The sequence below is a fragment of the Halopseudomonas sp. 4NH20-0008 genome, from assembly GCF_057548395.1.
The window spans coordinates 191,121-207,733 of sequence record NZ_BAAJMD010000004.1 but is presented as its reverse complement, the minus strand read 5'-3'; the positions used below and the strand labels follow the sequence as shown (position 1 = coordinate 207,733).

Annotated in this window: 16 protein-coding genes; 8 read left to right on the top strand and 8 right to left on the bottom strand. The window is 56.2% G+C overall.

All coding sequences use genetic code 11. From position 1 onward, the window contains the following. Window positions 1-8 precede the first annotated feature (8 nt). The 3 genes from AC27HQ_RS06180 to gloB all read right to left on the bottom strand — a co-directional run bounded on the left by AC27HQ_RS06180 (window position 9) and on the right by gloB (window position 4,333). Complete coding sequence (locus tag AC27HQ_RS06180) at window positions 9-1,829, bottom strand: extracellular solute-binding protein (protein ID WP_487155238.1); 1,821 nt, start codon at window positions 1,827-1,829, stop codon at window positions 9-11. Between the two features lie 69 nt (window positions 1,830-1,898). Further along, a complete protein-coding gene (locus AC27HQ_RS06175) occupies window positions 1,899-3,482 on the bottom strand; it encodes a LysM peptidoglycan-binding domain-containing protein (RefSeq protein WP_487155237.1) in 1,584 nt (527 codons plus the stop codon). Between the two features lie 74 nt (window positions 3,483-3,556). Further along, on the bottom strand, window positions 3,557-4,333 hold the full coding sequence (gene gloB, locus AC27HQ_RS06170; RefSeq protein ID WP_487155236.1) for a hydroxyacylglutathione hydrolase: 777 nt from the start codon (window positions 4,331-4,333) through the stop codon (window positions 3,557-3,559). Window positions 4,334-4,422: 89 nt separating this feature from the next. Here gloB and AC27HQ_RS06165 point away from each other — a divergent pair, with 89 nt between their 5' ends. Genes AC27HQ_RS06165 through dnaQ form a run of 3 tightly spaced genes read left to right on the top strand, consistent with a single transcriptional unit; the run spans window position 4,423 to window position 6,375 of the window. Then, window positions 4,423-5,199 carry a methyltransferase domain-containing protein gene (locus AC27HQ_RS06165; protein WP_487155234.1) on the top strand — a complete coding sequence of 259 codons (777 nt, stop codon included), beginning with the start codon at window positions 4,423-4,425 and terminating at the stop codon, window positions 5,197-5,199. After that, window positions 5,196-5,657 (top strand): ribonuclease HI, encoded by a 462-nt coding sequence (rnhA, locus tag AC27HQ_RS06160; protein ID WP_487155232.1) that lies wholly within the window; start codon window positions 5,196-5,198, stop codon window positions 5,655-5,657. The genes AC27HQ_RS06165 and rnhA overlap by 4 nt, the downstream gene beginning before the upstream one ends. Next, window positions 5,650-6,375 carry a DNA polymerase III subunit epsilon gene (gene dnaQ, locus AC27HQ_RS06155; protein WP_487155230.1) on the top strand — a complete coding sequence of 242 codons (726 nt, stop codon included), beginning with the start codon at window positions 5,650-5,652 and terminating at the stop codon, window positions 6,373-6,375. Before rnhA ends, dnaQ begins: the two co-directional genes overlap by 8 nt. Here the strand turns inward: dnaQ and nhaB are convergent, their stop codons facing one another. Further along, on the bottom strand, window positions 6,376-7,875 hold the full coding sequence (gene nhaB / locus AC27HQ_RS06150; RefSeq protein ID WP_487155229.1) for a sodium/proton antiporter NhaB: 1,500 nt from the start codon (window positions 7,873-7,875) through the stop codon (window positions 6,376-6,378). A gap of 347 nt (window positions 7,876-8,222) precedes the next feature. On the opposite strand from nhaB, the gene AC27HQ_RS06145 reads away from it, so the two are divergent. The 4 genes from AC27HQ_RS06145 to AC27HQ_RS06130 are packed head-to-tail and all read left to right on the top strand — an operon-like array spanning window position 8,223 to window position 12,254. Beyond that, a complete protein-coding gene (locus AC27HQ_RS06145) occupies window positions 8,223-9,035 on the top strand; it encodes a crotonase/enoyl-CoA hydratase family protein (RefSeq protein WP_487155227.1) in 813 nt (270 codons plus the stop codon). A 44-nt stretch (window positions 9,036-9,079) separates the two neighbouring features. Then, window positions 9,080-10,741: a FimL-related protein gene (locus AC27HQ_RS06140; protein ID WP_487155225.1), complete on the top strand. Its 1,662-nt coding sequence runs from the start codon at window positions 9,080-9,082 to the stop codon at window positions 10,739-10,741. Then, on the top strand, window positions 10,741-11,586 hold the full coding sequence (gene nudC, locus AC27HQ_RS06135; RefSeq protein WP_487155224.1) for an NAD(+) diphosphatase: 846 nt from the start codon (window positions 10,741-10,743) through the stop codon (window positions 11,584-11,586). The genes AC27HQ_RS06140 and nudC overlap by 1 nt, the downstream gene beginning before the upstream one ends. A 17-nt stretch (window positions 11,587-11,603) precedes the next feature. After that, window positions 11,604-12,254 carry a hypothetical protein gene (locus tag AC27HQ_RS06130; RefSeq protein WP_487155222.1) on the top strand — a complete coding sequence of 217 codons (651 nt, stop codon included), beginning with the start codon at window positions 11,604-11,606 and terminating at the stop codon, window positions 12,252-12,254. A gap of 42 nt (window positions 12,255-12,296) precedes the next feature. Here the strand turns inward: AC27HQ_RS06130 and AC27HQ_RS06125 are convergent, their stop codons facing one another. From AC27HQ_RS06125 to AC27HQ_RS06110, 4 genes are all read right to left on the bottom strand, one after another. Then, a complete protein-coding gene (locus AC27HQ_RS06125; protein WP_487155221.1) occupies window positions 12,297-13,064 on the bottom strand; it encodes an SDR family oxidoreductase in 768 nt (255 codons plus the stop codon). 22 nt (window positions 13,065-13,086) lie between these two features. Next, window positions 13,087-14,154, bottom strand: coding sequence for a phosphotransferase family protein (locus AC27HQ_RS06120; RefSeq protein WP_487155219.1), 1,068 nt, complete (start codon window positions 14,152-14,154; stop codon window positions 13,087-13,089). A gap of 184 nt (window positions 14,155-14,338) precedes the next feature. Continuing rightward, window positions 14,339-14,653, bottom strand: coding sequence for an SCP2 sterol-binding domain-containing protein (locus AC27HQ_RS06115; RefSeq protein WP_487155218.1), 315 nt, complete (start codon window positions 14,651-14,653; stop codon window positions 14,339-14,341). A gap of 55 nt (window positions 14,654-14,708) precedes the next feature. Further along, entirely contained in the window at window positions 14,709-15,410 is a 702-nt protein-coding gene (locus AC27HQ_RS06110) for a histidine phosphatase family protein (RefSeq protein ID WP_487155217.1), read from the bottom strand. Between the two features lie 166 nt (window positions 15,411-15,576). On the opposite strand from AC27HQ_RS06110, the gene sohB reads away from it, so the two are divergent. Then, window positions 15,577-16,605: a protease SohB gene (gene sohB, locus AC27HQ_RS06105; protein WP_487155216.1), complete on the top strand. Its 1,029-nt coding sequence runs from the start codon at window positions 15,577-15,579 to the stop codon at window positions 16,603-16,605. Window positions 16,606-16,613: the final 8 nt, after the last annotated feature.

Sequence of the window (16,613 nt, the reverse complement as noted above, 5' to 3'; positions counted from 1 at the left end):
TATGATTGTTACTGACGATCTATCCACCAGGTCCTGATGGCCAGCGAATAGGGCGGCGTTTCAGGTGATTTGAGCCATGCCCGGTGGGCAATTCGATGGTAGTCGATATACCAGTTTGGAATTGTGTAGTGCTCCCATAGTAACACTCTGTCCAACGCCTTGGCAGCGGCTATCTGCTCCAGGCGATTGGTCGCTCCCAGCAGGTTTTCCAGCTGTGCATCGATAACCGGATTGTCGATGCCGGCATAGTTGCGACTGCCCTGTACATCGCGTTGACTGGAGTGAAAATAGCCATGTTGCTCCAGGCCTGGTGACAGACTTTGCGGCAGTGTAGCGAGAATCATGTCGTAATCGAACTGGTCAAGTCGAGCCTTGTATTGTGCGCGGTCAACGGTGCGGATGCGCATATCGATTCCCAGTCGAGCCAGGTTGGCGCGGTAGGGTTGCAGGATGCGCTCAAGGCTCGGGTTGACCAGCAGTACTTCAAAGCTCAGTGGTGTGCCGCTGGCATGTTGTAGCCGCCCGTTCCTCAACTCCCAACCGGCCTGGGAAAACAGTTCAACCGCTTGGCGCAGACTGTCTCGCCCGATGCCGCGGCCATCACTGACAGGCAGTCTGAAGGGTTCGGTAAACAGTTCGGCTGGCAGTCTGTCACGGAAAGGTGCGAGATACAGAAACTCCTGGCCAGCGGGGATCTCGGTGGCGCTGAACGGGCTATTGGGGTAGTAGCTGCTGGACCTTTGATAGGCACCATAGAAAAGCACCCGGTTGGACCACTCAAAATCAAACAGCATGCCCAGAGCCTGTCGCATTGGACGCTGGTCAAAGGGCGCACGTCGGGTGTTGAAGAACAGGGCCTGGGTCGAGCTGGGAATGTCGTGGTGAATATCCCTTTTTAATACCTGGCCGGTGCGCGTCGCAGGAAAATCATAGGCGTTGGCCCAGTTACTGGCCTTGTGGTCAAAGTAGATGTCGAATTCACCGGCTTTGAATGCCTCGAAGGCGACATTGTTGTCGCGGTAAAACTCAACCTCAAGACGGTCAACGTTATATTTGCCGCGATTGATCGGCAGGTCTTTGCCCCAGTAGTTGGCAACGCGCTGAAAGGTTAAACGGCGTCCTGGTTGAACATCACTGATGCGATAGGGACCACTGTTCAAGCCCGGTTCAAAAGTTGTGTCGGCAAAATTTCGGTTTCGCCAATGGTGCTCTGGCAAAACGGGTAGCTCGCCTAGACGTAGTATCAGCAACGGATTGTCGCTGCGTGAGAAAACAAAGCGAATGCGTTTGGCGCTGAGAATGTCTACCCGTTCGACGTCCTGCAGCATGGAACGGTAATTGGGGTGGCCTTGCTCGCGCAGCAGCTCAAATGAAAAGGCCACATCGTTGGCGGTAATGGGTTGGCCATCGTGAAAACGCGCCTCCTCTCTGAGGTTGAATACGACCCAGCTGCGGTCATCACTGAACTCCAGACTTTCTGCGATCAGGCCATAGGCGGTATAGGGCTCATCCCCGGACGGGTCGTACAGGCCGGTGCCAACCATCAGGGTTTCGTTAAGCTCAGTGATGCCGTAATGCTGAAAATTGCCGGTGTTGGCCGGACTGGTGCCCTTCAGGGTGTAGGGATTGACCGTATCAAAGGTGCCGCTGCCCATGACCCTAAGCGTCCCGCCTTTGGGCGCGTCCGGATTGACATAGTCAAGGTGCTGAAAGTTGGCCGGATAGCGAGGTTCGCCGTACAGCGAGTAGGCGTGCTGACGGTATACCGCTGCCTGGGCGTCAGACCAGATCAGCAGGAGCAGAAGGAAAGCGGGAAGCAACCTAATCATGAGTGCCCTTGCCAGAAAAACACGCAACCACGCTACCATTCCAGCCCGGCGGGCGAAAGCGTACCGTGCTCAGGGCAGGAGCAGTGTCAACTGCTGTCCGGGTCGAATATGGCTATCAACCCTGTTTTGAGCACGAATACTTTGTACGCCTACATTGAACTGCCGGGCAATGCTGTATAGCGAATCACCTTGTTTGACCGTATAGGTCACTGCACGTTCCGCCGTGCGTGTGGATGTGTCGGCTGCGGTCACAGTGGTGCGCGGCTGGGCAGTGGCGGGCAGCTGTAATTGCTGTCCAACTCTCAGTGCGTTGCCGTTCAGGCGATTGAGGCGCCTCAGCGAAGCTACATCTGAACCGTGCTGGCGGGCAATGGTCCACAGGCTGTCGCCGGCACGAACACGATATTGATTGGTGTTAGGCATGTTGCTGCTGGATGCAGTCCGAGCAGCCTGGGCTGCAGGTGCTGGCTGGCCGGCGAAGATCGGCAGCATGAGTACCTGGCCAACATTGATCATGTGACCATTGATGCGGTTGACATCCTGAATGGCGCGCACACTGAGTTGGTGCCGGCTGGCAATCTGCGACAGCGTATCCCCTGAACGCACCCGGTAATGCTGATAATTGACCCGCTGGTTGGCGGGCAGAGCGGCCAGCGCCTGGCTGAATTGTTCGGCACGGTCTACTGGTACAAGCAATTGGTATGCTCCGCCAGGTGCAGTAACGCGCTGTTTGAAGGCGGGGTTCAGTTGAAGAAACTCGGTGGCAGGCATATTTGCCAACTCTGCAGCTTTGTTCAAGTCAAGCTGATGATCGATGGTGACTTCGCTAAAGTAGGGGGTGTTGGCCAGTTCTGGCAAAACCGCGCCGTGCTGAACCGGGCTGTCGATGATTTGCGATAGTGCCAAAAGTTTAGGCACATAGTTCATGGTTTCGCGGGGCAGCTGCAGATTCCAGTAGTCGGTCGGCAAGCCCAGTTCCTGGTTACGCTTGACGGCACGGCCGACGCAACCTTCGCCGCAGTTATAAGCCGCCAGCGCCAGTAGCCAGTCACCATCGAACAGGGTGTTCAAGCGGGTAAGGTAGTCGAGGGCGGCCTGAGTCGATGCGGTAATGTCGCGACGTCCGTCATACCACCAGTCCTGTTGCAAGTTGTAGATCTGACCAGTAGATGGAATGAATTGCCACATGCCTGCGGCATGCGCGTGGGAATAGGCCATGGGATTGTAGCCACTCTCGATAAAAGGCAGGAGCGCTAATTCCAATGGCATGTTGCGTGCATCCAGCTGCTCCACAACATAGTGCAGATAACGCTCTGCACGTGCCCCGGTAATCTCGAAATAACGTGGCTGGTTGGCGAAAATCAAACGCTGTTGGTCAATGCGCGGATTGTCAAGGGCTGCAGGCTCAAGCATGAAACCAGAGCGGATTCTGCCCCAAAGATTATTGACGGCATCCTCTTCGATATCGTCAAGCTGTTGACTGACGGTGCTGCGGCTACTGATGAGCAAACGAATCGGGGGTTGGGTATCGCGTGTTTCAGGCGTAGCGGTGGTAACCGGAGTAGTGCTTTGACAGGCGGCCAGAAAGGCCAGCGACAGGCAAAGTACAGCCAATTTGGGTGAGATTATCCGTCCTGGAGCAGAAATGCGCATGAGCTGTTCCGAAAAAATTTGCTCGATTCTAGAAAGTCACCCGCCCAGGGTCAAGGTAACAATCGACTGTTAATTCAGAACCTGTCTTTCCATGCGCGAATTGCGGCAAAAGTCTCAGAATCCGAGGCTATCGTGTTGTCCAGCTGTCGCGCCGCTGTGCGAACGGCATCGAGGTGGCAGCGCAGGAAGGGGTTAGTTTGTTTTTCCAGTCCAATGCTGCTTGGCAGAGTGATGCGGCTGGCGGCGCGCAAGTCGTCCACTACCTCCATGCGCACCCGTATGTCGGGATTGTCCGGCTCAACTGCGTGGGCAAAGCGCAGATTTGCCTGGGTATATTCATGCGCGCAGTAAACCCGGGTGTTGTCCGGTAACGCGGCCAGACGTTGCAAAGAGGTATGCATTTGCTCTGCCGTGCCTTCAAACAGTCGGCCGCAGCCTCCGGCAAACAAGGTGTCACCACTCAGTAGCCAGGGATCGTTGGATTCGGCACAGAACAAGGCAATGTGGCCGCGGGTATGTCCGGGTACGGCAATCACCTGTACCGTGCGACCGAACAGGTTCAGGCTGTCGCTGTCCTGGAGTCTTCGGTCAAGATGCGCTATGTCTTCGTCAGCCGGGCCCCATACCGTGCAGTCGGTTGCCGCCTTGAGTGTCGCTACGCCGCCGGTATGATCGCGATGGTGGTGGGTGATCAGAATATGGCTCAGGCGGAACTCAGGGTGCCGTCCCAGCCAGGTAATGACAGGAATGGCATCGCCGGGATCGACAACGGCAAGCTGTTTGCTGGAATTGTCCAGCAGCAGCCATATATAGTTGTCATTGAAGGCGGGAATGGCAACGAATTCGAGCATGTCAGCCTCATTTGCCGAGAAAGTGCTTGTATCTTATAGCAGCCAAGGCCCTGCGGGGAACCTGCATTGAGCTTGAAAGGGGTTATCCATTGATTGAAGACAGCTCAGAGTCTGCCAGCCAAACCGACTTGATGCGGTTGCTTCAGGTCGCGCGTGATTGGCTGCAGACCCCGCCCGGGCAGATGCTTCTGGCTGCGCAGCAGGACGTGGTCACAGAAGGTCTGTCGCGCTGCTTTGGTCAGCATCTGGTGCAATATGGTCTTTCGCCCGAACTGCTGGATCGCGGTAACTCATCGTTACGGCATTGCTGGCAGTTTGATCTGATAGCCGAGCCCCCGGCCATCCCGTTGGCAGAAGATCAGTGGCCTTTTGCGCCGCAATCGGTGGACGTGGTGGTGTTGCATCATGGCTTGGATTTCTGCCTATCCCCACGGACTTTGCTACGCGAAGCCAGTCAGGCGGTGCGAGCAGGAGGGCACATGATCATATTTGGCTTCAATCCCTGGAGTGCCTGGGGATTGAATCATTTTGCTGGTCGCAGTTGGCTTAGCGAGGCGGGCTTTATCAGTCCCGCGCGCCTGACGGACTGGCTTGAGCTGCTGGGTTTTGCGGTGGAGAAACGGGTCGATGGGTGCTATCGTCCGCCGTTTGCAACCCAGAAATGGCTTGACCGCCTGACTGGGCTGGAGCGTTTTGCGCAGCGACACAGACTACCTACCGGCGGTTTTTACTGTGTTCTGGCGCGTCGCCAGATGCTTGGGGTGACACCCCGTCGCCAACGTCGGGCCTTCCCGGCGCTGGCCATGCCACCGCTGGTGGCAGGTACACGCCGTGCGCATCGGACACACAAACGGAATGATGAATGACCCATACGATCGAGATTTTTACCGATGGCGCCTGCAAGGGTAATCCCGGTCCTGGTGGCTGGGGTGTTCTGCTGCGGCTTGGCGAACATGAAAAATCCCTCTACGGCGGTGAGTTGGCTACGACCAATAACCGTATGGAGCTGACGGCCGCGATTCAGGGGCTGACGGCCCTGAAGCGTCCGGCCAAGGTGCTGCTGACGACCGACTCTGAATACGTCATGAAAGGCATCCGCGAATGGATGCCGAACTGGAAGCTGCGTGGCTGGAAGACGGCCAGTCGCCAGCCCGTCAAGAATGCTGACCTTTGGCAGCAGCTCGATGCATTGGTTGCCCAGCACCAGGTTGAATGGCGCTGGGTCAAAGGGCATAGCGGCCACCGGGAAAACGAAATAGCCGACGAACTTGCCAACCTGGGTGTGCAGGACGTGTTGTCAAAAAGGGGTAAGCAGCATGCGTGAAGTTGTACTGGATACCGAGACAACGGGTATCGACCCCAAGGATGGTCATCGGATTATCGAAATAGGTTGCGTCGAGCTGCTGGACCGGCGCCTTACCGGTCGGCACTTTCATGCCTACATTAATCCGCAGCGGGAAGTGGAAGAGGGTGCCTTGGCGGTTCACGGCATCAGCGACGAATTTCTTGCCGACAAGCCCTTGTTTGCCGATGTCGTGTCAGACTTTATGCAATTCGTCCGTGGTGCGCGTCTGGTCATTCACAACGCACCCTTTGATATTGGCTTCCTGGACGCTGAGTTACAGCGCCTGGGTGGCGATCTGGGTCGCATGGCTGATCACTGCGGTGTGCTGGATACCCTGGCGATGGCTCGGGAGAAGCATCCCGGGCAGCGCAACAGCCTGGACGCGCTGTGCAAACGCTATATGGTCGACAACTCCCAGCGTGACCTGCACGGAGCTCTGCTGGATGCCGAGATTCTGGCTGACGTTTATTTGATCATGACCGGCGGCCAGACTGCGCTATCGCTGGCCGGGCATGGTAACGATCAGCATGGTGATGCCCAGACAGTGGGTCAGATACGTCGTGTTGCTCCGGCACTGGCAGCCGCGCTGAGCGTGCAGGCGGCCTCCGATGCCGATTTGCTGGCCCATACCGAGCGCCTTGCTGCCATCGAGCAGAGCGCTGGTTTTGTTTTGTGGCATGGCAAGCCGGCGGATTGATCAAATCCACAGGCTGACCGCCAACAGGCCAACCCCGCCCATGACCAGGGTGTAGGGCAGCGCCATGACCACCATGCGGCCGTACGATAGCCGCACCAGTGGCGCAACGGCCGAGGTCAACAGGAACAGGAAGGCTGCTTGACCATTGGGTGTGGCAACGCTGGGCAGGTTGGTGCCGGTATTGATGGCGACGGCCAGGCTGTCGAACTGAGCGCGGGTGATCGCGCCTGCATCCAAGCTCTGTTTTATCTCGCTTATATACACGGTCGCAACGAACACGTTGTCGCTGATCATCGACAGTAGGCCATTGGCAATAAAGAACATGCTGGGCTGGCTTTCCGCTGGCAGAGCCAGTACCGCATGGATGATCGGGCTGAATAGATGTTGCTCGTGAATGACGGCAACAATGGCAAAAAACACCACTAGCAGTGATGTGAATGGCAGGGCTTCCTGGAAGGCCTTGCCAATCTGATGCTCATCAATGATGCCATTGAACGAAGCAATCAGAATGATCACCATCAGGCCGATAAAGCCGACTTCTGCAACGTGGAAGGCGAGGCCCAGAACCAGCAGGACGGCGGCGCAGGCCTGAACCGCGAGTGCAACTTTTTGTGGGGTTTTGCGTTTTATCTGCTCGGCCTCGGAAAAAGCCTCAAGTACGTGTCGAACCGGGCGTGGCAGTTTGGCCCCATAGCCAAACCAGCCTGTCTTTTCCAGCACCAGGCAGGTAGCCAGTCCGGCAGCCAGAACCGGCATGCTGACGGGGGCCATGAGTAGAAAGAACTCAACAAAATCCCAATCAGCAGTGCGCGCAATCAACAGATTCTGTGGTTCACCTACCAGCGTGCACACGCCACCCAGCGCGGTACCTACTGCACCATGCATTAACAGACTGCGCAGAAACGCCCGGAACTCCTCAAGATGCTCTCGGTGCAGTGCCATGTCGGCGTCTTCATCAGCGCTGCTGATGTCGGGATTGCCGGATGCCGAGGCGACCTTGTGATACACGCCATAAAAGCCGACGGCGACACTGATGATGACGGCCGTTACCGTCAAGGCATCAAGGAAGGCCGACAGCAGCGCCGCCAGCATGCTGAACAGCAGTGCCAGCAGCGATTTGGAGCGCACGCCGAGAATCAGCCGGGTGAAGGTGACCAGCAACAGATCCTTCATAAAGTAGATGCCGGCTACCATGAACATCAGCAGCAGGATGACCGGAAAATTCCCCAGAACCTCGGCATACAGGGCCTCAGGTGAGGTCATGCCGATAACCAGCGCTTGCATGGCCAGCAGGCCGCCCGGTAGCAAGGGATAGCATTTGAGTGCCATGGCCAGAGTGAAGATGAATTCCAGCACCAGTACCCAGCCGGTGATATACGGGCCCGCAAGCCAAAGCAGCAGCGGATTGAGTATTAAAAAGGCAACTATGGTGCGCTTGTACCATCCGGGGGCTTGCCCCAGAAAATTGTGCGCCAAGGCGGGAAGCACGGACGTGGACATGGGAGGAATCCTGAACAAGGGGTTGGAAGAAAGCTCTGGATAAGGCCTTGGTAATCCGGCTCTGGGAAGCGTCGTTGGCAAGGCATCATTCAGGGTTTTCCTCTACCGTTCATACCGCGAAAGGGGAGTGAAAGTGCTGTAGTACGGGGTTCTAAGGGGCGCAATAATACGTCAGATTGCGCTTTTGTGCTGCAGATTACTATCGCCCGAAATAGGCATATGGCTTATTCTCATCCATTACCCGAATAGCTTGAGCTATGCCATTGATCCTTATGCTTGTTATAGTCTGATCTCTTATTGGCTCTCATGCTGCCCGCCGGGCAGCACCCCAGAAGGAGAAGTTGTCGATGCCTGAATTCGAGACGTTGCTGGTTGAGCAGCATGGCAAGATTGCCCATGTCCGGATCAATCGCCCCGAGAAAATTAATGCCATGAACGCGGTTTTCTGGGAGGAGATGGTCAAGGTGTTTGACTGGATCGATCAGGCTGACAGTGTGCGGGTCGTGATGCTCTCCGGTTCAGGGAAGCACTTCTCGGCTGGCATAGACCTGGCGATGCTGTCCCAGGCCGCCAGTGACATGCAAAAGGACATTGGTCGCAAGGCCGAACAGATCCGCCGCAATGTACTGCGTCTTCAGGCTTCCTTCAATGCCGTGGATAACTGCCGCAAGCCAGTGATTGCGGCTATTCATGGCTACTGTATTGGTGGCGCAATAGATCTGATAACCGCTTGCGACATGCGTTACTCGACTGCCGATGCACAGTTTTCCATCAAGGAAATCGATATGGGTATGACCGCTGATGTGGGCACCCTGCAAAGATTGCCCCACCTCATTGGTGATGGCATGATGCGGGAACTTGCCTATACCGGCCGCCTGTTTGACGGCAAGGAGGCGGCGCAGCTGGGTTTGGTCAATCGCACCTGGGATGATCATGATGCCTTGCTTGCCGGGGTGATGGCTGTAGCTGAGCAGATTGCCGGCAAATCACCCCTGGCCGTTCGCGGTACCAAGGAAATGATTCGCTACAGCCGCGATCACAGTGTTGAGGATGGCCTCAATTACATAGCCACATGGAATGCCGCCATGCTGCAGTCAGAAGACCTGAAGTTGGCAATGATGGCGCATATGGCGAAAAAGAATGCTGAGTTCGCCGATTAACTGGCGTTTCAGACTGGGTGCAGGGATGGTGGGGAGATAAAACGATGTTAACGGGTGCCACATCACTAGATCTTGTCAGGGAAGAACTCTTTGCCAGCATGGGCGAAGTTGAAGATCTGTTGCAGCAATTTCTTGAAGATCGTCATCACGGGAGTTTGCTTCAGCAGGCCATTGAAGGGCTTCAGCAGTTGCGCGGTACCCTGAGCCTGATCGAGTTGCGTGGTGCGGCGCTGCTGGTGGCTGAAATGATTGCCCTGGCAACCGATATTCCTGAGCACGATGGTGCTGAAGGAGAGCGAAACGAGCCACTGTCGGCGCTTTGCGACAGCCTGTTTCTACTTGAACGCTACCTGCAGCATTGCCGTCAGCAGGGCAGTGAGCGTCCAGAATTGCTTCTGCCGTCGATCAATCAATTGCGCAGCAATCGCAGTGGCGTCCCAGCCTTGTCCGAAAGTTATTTTTACGACCTGTCCGCTGACCAGTTGCCCGTTGCGCTGCGCGGTAAACCAGATGCCCAGCGCCTTGACTCTCGAACCTTCAATCGTTTGCGTCAGATGTATCAGCTCGGCCTGCTGGGTTTGATTCGGGATGATGGCATGGCGGCATCGGCTCCGCTGATGCAGCGTGCCTTGCAACGCTGGGAAGCCAGCCTTGATCAGCAGGCAGCAACCATGTGCTGGGTCGCTGCGGCGGCCATAGAGGCACTCGAGGAGACACCGTTGGAGCTGAGCTCCCAGCGTAAGAGACTGTTTTCTCAGCTTGATCGCGAAATGAAGAAACGCGCAACCAGCAGTAGCGTCGAAGCCAATCCGGTTTTGCTTCGTGAACTGCTGTTTCTGGTCGCGTTGGCCGACGCCAACTGCAACCGCTGTCAGGATGTGAAAGCAGCTCTGCAATTGCCGGATCCCGGTTATACCGAATTTGAATTGAAGGCGGCATTCCACCGGCTGCGTGGTCCCGGCGTTGATGTGATGGTCTCCGTGGCTGAAGCATTGCGCGAAGAAATCAGTGCAATCAAGGACCTGCTCGACTTGCTGGCGCGCAATGCCGGTGATCCTGATCAGTCCATGGAGACCCTGGCCTCTGCATTGGAGCGGTTGTGGAAGACGCTGTCGATGCTTGACCTGGCCAAGGTCGCGACTGAAATTCAGGCCGCAGCAGCGCAGTTGGCCAACTGGCGGCCAGGGCAGATGGATGTTCTGGAAGCCGTTGCAGATGCGGTGCTTCAGGCCGAGACCGCAGTCAACCGACTGGATCAGTCCGGGAGTGACGCTCAACTTGGCGCCGATGCGGCCCAAAACAGCGGCCCAGTTGAACTCAAGGAAGCGCGTATCGTCTTGATTGAGGAGTCCCAAGCGGGTCTGTCACTGGCCAAACGGGCCATCACGGCCTACATGGAATCCGGCAATGACGTCATGCATCTGATGAATGTGCCCTCTACACTTGAAACGGTCCGTGGTGGCCTGATTTTCCTGGGCATGAGCCGTGCAGCCAGTATCATTGGACTGTCAACACGCTTTATTCAGGAAAACATGCTGGAAAATCAGCGGGTGCCCAAGCCCCAGCAACTTGAAGTGCTGGCGGACGCTCTCACCAGTATCGAGTTCTATCTTGAGTCTGCCGAACGCTCAGCGGTCACTACCGCTGATGTCTTGACCCTGGCCGAAGAAAGTCTCGCGGAATTGGGTTATAAGGTTGGTGGCTGATGGCGGCAGGTGAGCGAGAGCGGCGTTTCTTTCCCGCCATCGGCCGGGCACCCATTGAGGACCGGGACTTGGTTCTGGTCCGTTACCAGGAGCAATTCGCCATGCTCCAGGGGCAGCTATTGCATGATCCGGATGCTGTGCGCTATTTGGGCAACCCAGAGCATAGTCTGCTGCTCGGGCATCTCGACGGCAGAGCCTGCCACCTGCTGCGCATCAGCGATCCTGTGGATTTACCGGGTCTCGGTTGGCATGGTCTGCGTACGCTGATTGGTCAGGTTGACGATGACGTCTTCCGCTTACTCGGCCTGGCTCAGCAACTGGATGGCTGGTACGACACCCATCAGTTTTGTGGTCGCTGTGGCACGGCGATGCTGCCCCGCGATGAAGAACGAGCCATGGAGTGCCCGAGCTGCCATGTTCGCCAATACCCCAAGCTGGCACCCTGTATCATTGTTCTTGTGACGCGCGGAGACCAAGTCTTGCTGGCGCGTTCACCGCACTTCAAACCGGGTTTTTTCAGTACTCTGGCTGGTTTTATAGAGCCCGGTGAGTCAGCCGAGGAATGTCTGCATCGTGAAGTGCTGGAAGAGGTCAATGTCCGGGTTGATAAGCTGGAGTACCTGGGCAGTCAAAGCTGGCCCTTCCCCAACTCCTTGATGATGGGTTTTCATGCCCAGTATATTGATGGTGAGATAGTTCCGCAGCCTGGCGAAATCGAACAGGCGGGTTGGTGGCATGTCGATGATTTGCCAGCCATTCCTCCCCGCGGAACGATTTCCCGCTGGTTGATAGATTGTTACTTGGCTCGCCTGCGTGGCCAGCCCTTACCCCCTGTTCCGGTCTGAAAAGCCCAGGAGATACGATGCAGTACAATGGATTGGCCGCATTGCTGGCATGCCTAGCCGGCCTCATTCTCTTGCTGGCACTTTTCAAGGGCTGGCGCTTGGCCTGGTTGTTGCCCTGGCTCAAGGGAAATCTGCTCTTGCTGGTCATGGCGTTTGCTGGCGTGTTGGCTCTCAGTGCTTGGGAGCTGCACCAGTTCCGAACGCTTCAGCCGGGAAACGTGGTTGCCAGTCTGGAGTTTCGCAAAACCGCCGAGCAGCAATTTCAGGTGGTATTCGTGGCTGATGGTGATTTGCGTCGCCTGCCACTGGCAGGGGATCTATGGGAGCTGGATGCGCAGGTAGTTCATTGGCGAGGTATTGGTCATGCCATCGGTTTACAGGACGGTTATCGTCTGCATCGCCTGGCTGGACGTTATCTTGCGCTGGAGCAACAGCGTGAGGTCAATCTTGGCTCTATCGATCAGTTGCACCCAACCCCTGCCTGGCGCGACCTGTGGCGCTGGCTTGATCGCTCCGGTACGCAGTCAGTGCTCGAGGCGGCTGCTTTCAGCGTGCGCTTCATGCCAATGGCCGATGGGGCCAAGTTCAATATCGAGATAGGCGCAACCGGGTTGACCCCGGTGCCGGTCAATCAGCAGGCGATGGACGCACTCAAGCGCGTTCAATAGTCCTGCCATGCCGGCCTGCACTGGGCAGGCCGGCTTCCCGCCTCAGGCCAGCATGCCGCCGTCAACGTTGATGGCCGTGCCAGTGGTGTAGCTGGACGCATCACTGACCAGATACAGCACAGTACCAGCCATTTCGCTTGGATCAGCCGCACGGCGCAGCGGAATGCGCTGCAGGGCATGCTTGAGGATGCTGTCGTTGCTGGTCAGAGCAGAGGCAAACTTGGTATCGGTCAGGCCAGGCAGCAGCGCATTGCAGCGAATGCCGAACTGGGCGCACTCCTTGGCAAACACTTTGGTCATATTGATAACGGCAGCTTTGGTAATCGAGTAGATGCCCTGCATGTCACCTGGCACCATGCCGTTCACCGAGGCGACATTGAGAATGGCGCCGCCGCCGTTTTCCCGCATCAACTTTCCAGCTTCCACTGACATAAAGAAGTAGCCGCGGATATTCACGTCCACGGTCTTCTGGAAAGCACCCAGGTCAGTATCAAGCACGTTGCCAAAATAGGGGTTGGTAGCGGCGTTGTTGACCAGAATATCCAGTTTGCCGAACTGTTCGCGAATGGCCTGGACCGTGCCACTGATCTGTTGCATTTCACCAATGTGGCAGGCCATGGCGGTCGCTTTGCCGCCAGCGGCATTGATGGCGTCAGCGACCTGTTGGCAATCTTCCTGTTTGCGGCTGGAAATGATCACGTGCGCACCTTGCTGAGCGAGCAGCTTGGCAATGGATTCGCCAATACCACGGCTGGCACCGGTGACCAGGGCGACTTTGCCGTCCAGATCGAAGAGTTGGGTCTTTTGCATGGGGGTGTCCTTGTTCGTTGGGTTACAGGGAGGAGGCCGCGATTACGTCCAGACTAGCCTGTTGCAGCAGCTTGTTCATATGAATGAAGCTGGCAAAACGCTTGTCCTGGGTTTGACCATGATAGAAACGGTAGTAGATCTGCTGCACGATTCCGGCCAGACGAAACAGCCCATAGGTGTAGTAATAATCCAGGTTGTTGATCTCGATGCCGGCTTTTTGCGCATAGTAATCGGCAAATTCCTGGCGCGTCAGCATCCCAGGAGCATGACTTGGCTGACGACGAATCAACTGCATGGGTTGCGAATCGGCTGCCTCGATCCAATAAGCCAGGGTGTTCCCCAGGTCCATCAGCGGGTCGCCGATGGTGGTCATTTCCCAGTCCAGCACGCCGATAATCTGCATCGGGTTCTCTGGATCAAGGATGACGTTGTCAAAGCGATAATCGTTGTGCACCAGGCCGGGCTTGGGGTGGTCGGCCGGCATTTTCTCACGTAACCAGGCCATGACCGTTGACCAGTCGGGCGCATCCGGTGTCGCGGCTTTCTGGTAGCGGTCTATCCAACCTTCAATCTGCCGTTTGACATAGCCCTCGGGCTTGCCCAGGTCGGCCAGACCGCAGGCGCTGTAATCGAGGTTGTGGAGATCAACAAACTTGTCGATAAAGCTCTTGCACAGCTCGCGCGTCTTGCTGGCGTCCAGGCCCAGTTCTGCGGGGATTTCCGAGCGTAGAATGATGCCCTTGACGCGCTCCATGACATAGAACTCGCAACCCAGAACCGATTCATCAGTGCAATGTGCAAAGACTTTTGGGCAATAGGGGAAGGCCTGGCCAAGTTGCTTCTGAATCCGGTATTCGCGACCCATGTCGTGTGCAGACTTGGCTTTTTTGCCAAAGGGCGGGCGGCGCAGCACGAATTCCTGGGATGGATAGGCAATCAGATAGGTCAGGTTCGATGCGCCACCGGGGAACTGGGTGATGCTCGGTTGGCCCTCCAGTCCGGGGATCTGGCTCTTGAGGTACTGGTCAACGGCGGTAACATCCAGCTCTTCGCCTTGACGAATCTGGGTAGCCTGGTCTGTAGCGCTCATGGCTTTCCTTATAATGGGTGGCATGGACAATCAGCTAATCTAATCCAGTGCGGCGGTGCGGACAAGCTCAAACGCCCGTTTGAATGGGCTTATCAGGGTTCGTGTTGGCATGGGATTGTTTGGAGCTATTTTGGCCGAAAAAAAACCGGAGCACATGGCTCCGGCTTTTTTATGCAGATGTGGCTTAAGCAGGGAAGAGTTCACCCAGCTTCAGAGCCAGCATCATGTCACCTTCAGCGCGCAGTTTGCCGGCCATAAAGGCTTGCATGCCGTCGGTTTCACCGGTCATAACGCCAACCAGCGTGGCACTGTCCATGATCAGGGTAACGTTCGGAGTAGCTGCGTCGCCCTGGGCAACGGCACAGGTGCCGTCCTTGATGGTAACGTTGAAATTGCTGTCGTCTTCAATGTTGAACTGGAAAACCAGATCCAGGCCAGCGGCGGCGGCTGAATTGAACTTGGTTTCCATCTTGCTGGTGATGTCTGCAACGCTGGTCATGTTTAAGTCCTTGATTTCTGGTTCATAAATGCGACGCAAAGATTGCCGCAAGGGGTCATCTGTAAGTAATCAGATCTGGCTGCCGATGTTGGTCAAGATGGGCGTGACTATTGAAAGCGGCCAGGCTGAGTTTGTTTCTACCATATTGTAGACGGCTTACAGAGGTATTCACGATTTGCCAGTTCAACTCAAAGGCGCTGGTAGCTGGCATGTGCGTGATCAGTTGCAGCGCGGCGGTGATGGCACCGGCTGAGGTAAACAGGGCAATATTGTCGCCGCGCTCGGCTTGTTCGGTCACACGACTCAGTCCGTCCCTGACGCGTTCGACAAAGTCACTCCAGGGCTCGCAGCCCTCAACCGGCTGGGTCTCGGTAATCCACAGGGTGATGACCTGGCTGAAGACCTTTTGAAACTCCTTGCGGTATTGCCCGGCATGCTGCACATGGAACAGTGCTTGGGGGTCTTTCTCGGCAATACGCGGCAGATAGGTACGCATGACCTCATCGGAGGCATACTCGTTGAAGGCCGGGTCGATGATCAGCTCGCTGTCATGGCCTTCGACACGCCCAAGTGCATGTACACCGGTATCAATCTGCCGACGCATCTCGCCAGCATAGCTGCGATCAAAGCGTAGGCCGGTGGCCTGGAGGTAGTCACCAAGCAGCTCGGATTGCTTGATGCCCATGGGCGAGAGTACGTCGTAGTTGGCAGCGCCGAGAGACGCCTGGCCATGTCTTATCAGATAAATACTACCCACAACGCCCGCCTATGTGTCTTGAATCAAGACACGAGGTTATTGGTCCACCAGAGCCCTGTCAATAAAAATCATACGCTCGTTTGAATTCGCTTTTAGTCCATCTGTTACAGCCTTTTGCCGATCCTGTATGCTTGCTTTTTATCCCTGTGAAACCCGGAGCGCACCTGTGGAATGGCTTGCTGAGTATGGATTGTTTCTGGCCAAGGCCGTGACCTTTTTGATAGTGGTTTTTCTCGTTGTTGCCATGCTGGCTGCGGCCAAGGACCGCAACAAGCGTGCGGAGGGAAGTCTGAGCGTGGTCAAATTGAATGACCAGCTGCAGAAAATGACTGATCGCCTGAGCCATGCAGTCCTCGACAAGACGGCGCTCAAGGCCCGTGCCAAGGCGCAGAAGGTTGCGGCCAAGATCCGCAGCAAGGCAGAAAAGGAGGGTGAGCCACGCAAGCGCAGTTTTGTGCTGAATTTCAATGGCGATATAAAAGCCAGCGCCCTGGACAGCCTGCGTCAGGAAGTGACAGCGGTGCTTGAACTGGCCACCGGCGATGATGAAATCATTGTGCGCCTTGAAAGTGGAGGCGGCATGGTGCACGCCTATGGTCTGGCGTCGGCTCAACTGGTGCGCATCAGGGATGCCGGTATTCCACTGACGATTTGCGTCGATAAAGTGGCCGCCAGTGGCGGCTACATGATGGCCTGTATTGCCGACCGCATTATTGCGGCGCCCTTTGCCATGCTCGGCTCCATTGGCGTGGTTGCGCAGATCCCCAACTTCAATCGCCTGCTGAAAAAGCATGATGTTGACTATGAAATGCTCACCGCAGGCGAGTACAAGCGCACTTTGACCCTGTTTGGTGAGAATACCGACAAGGGGCGCGAGAAATTCCAGGAAGACCTGGAAACCATTCATCGCCTGTTCAAGACCTTTGTCAGTCAATACCGCCCGCAACTGGATATTGATACGGTTGCTACCGGTGAAGTCTGGTTCGGTACGGAGGCTCTGCACCATGCGCTGGCCGACCAGCTGTTGACCAGTGATCAGTACATCACCGGGCAGACCCGTGAAAGTGATGTGTTTGAAGTTCATTACGTGGCCCGCAAGCGTTTGCAGGACAAGCTATCATCAGGGGTATCGGCGGCGCTTGATCGCTTGTTGCTGACTTGGCTGTCGCGCTTTCACAATCAGCGTTTCTGGTAGGAGTAAGT

Coding starts and splice junctions, on each gene's coding strand:
- AC27HQ_RS06180 (WP_487155238.1), bottom strand. CDS start 1,829: ATGATTAGGTTGCTTCCCGCTTTCCTTCTGCTCCTGCTGATCTGGTCT.
- AC27HQ_RS06175 (WP_487155237.1), bottom strand. CDS start 3,482: ATGCGCATTTCTGCTCCAGGACGGATAATCTCACCCAAATTGGCTGTA.
- gloB (WP_487155236.1), bottom strand. CDS start 4,333: ATGCTCGAATTCGTTGCCATTCCCGCCTTCAATGACAACTATATATGG.
- rnhA (WP_487155232.1), top strand. CDS start 5,196: ATGACCCATACGATCGAGATTTTTACCGATGGCGCCTGCAAGGGTAAT.
- dnaQ (WP_487155230.1), top strand. CDS start 5,650: ATGCGTGAAGTTGTACTGGATACCGAGACAACGGGTATCGACCCCAAG.
- nhaB (WP_487155229.1), bottom strand. CDS start 7,875: ATGTCCACGTCCGTGCTTCCCGCCTTGGCGCACAATTTTCTGGGGCAA.
- AC27HQ_RS06145 (WP_487155227.1), top strand. CDS start 8,223: ATGCCTGAATTCGAGACGTTGCTGGTTGAGCAGCATGGCAAGATTGCC.
- AC27HQ_RS06140 (WP_487155225.1), top strand. CDS start 9,080: ATGTTAACGGGTGCCACATCACTAGATCTTGTCAGGGAAGAACTCTTT.
- nudC (WP_487155224.1), top strand. CDS start 10,741: ATGGCGGCAGGTGAGCGAGAGCGGCGTTTCTTTCCCGCCATCGGCCGG.
- AC27HQ_RS06130 (WP_487155222.1), top strand. CDS start 11,604: ATGCAGTACAATGGATTGGCCGCATTGCTGGCATGCCTAGCCGGCCTC.
- AC27HQ_RS06125 (WP_487155221.1), bottom strand. CDS start 13,064: ATGCAAAAGACCCAACTCTTCGATCTGGACGGCAAAGTCGCCCTGGTC.
- AC27HQ_RS06120 (WP_487155219.1), bottom strand. CDS start 14,154: ATGAGCGCTACAGACCAGGCTACCCAGATTCGTCAAGGCGAAGAGCTG.
- AC27HQ_RS06115 (WP_487155218.1), bottom strand. CDS start 14,653: ATGACCAGCGTTGCAGACATCACCAGCAAGATGGAAACCAAGTTCAAT.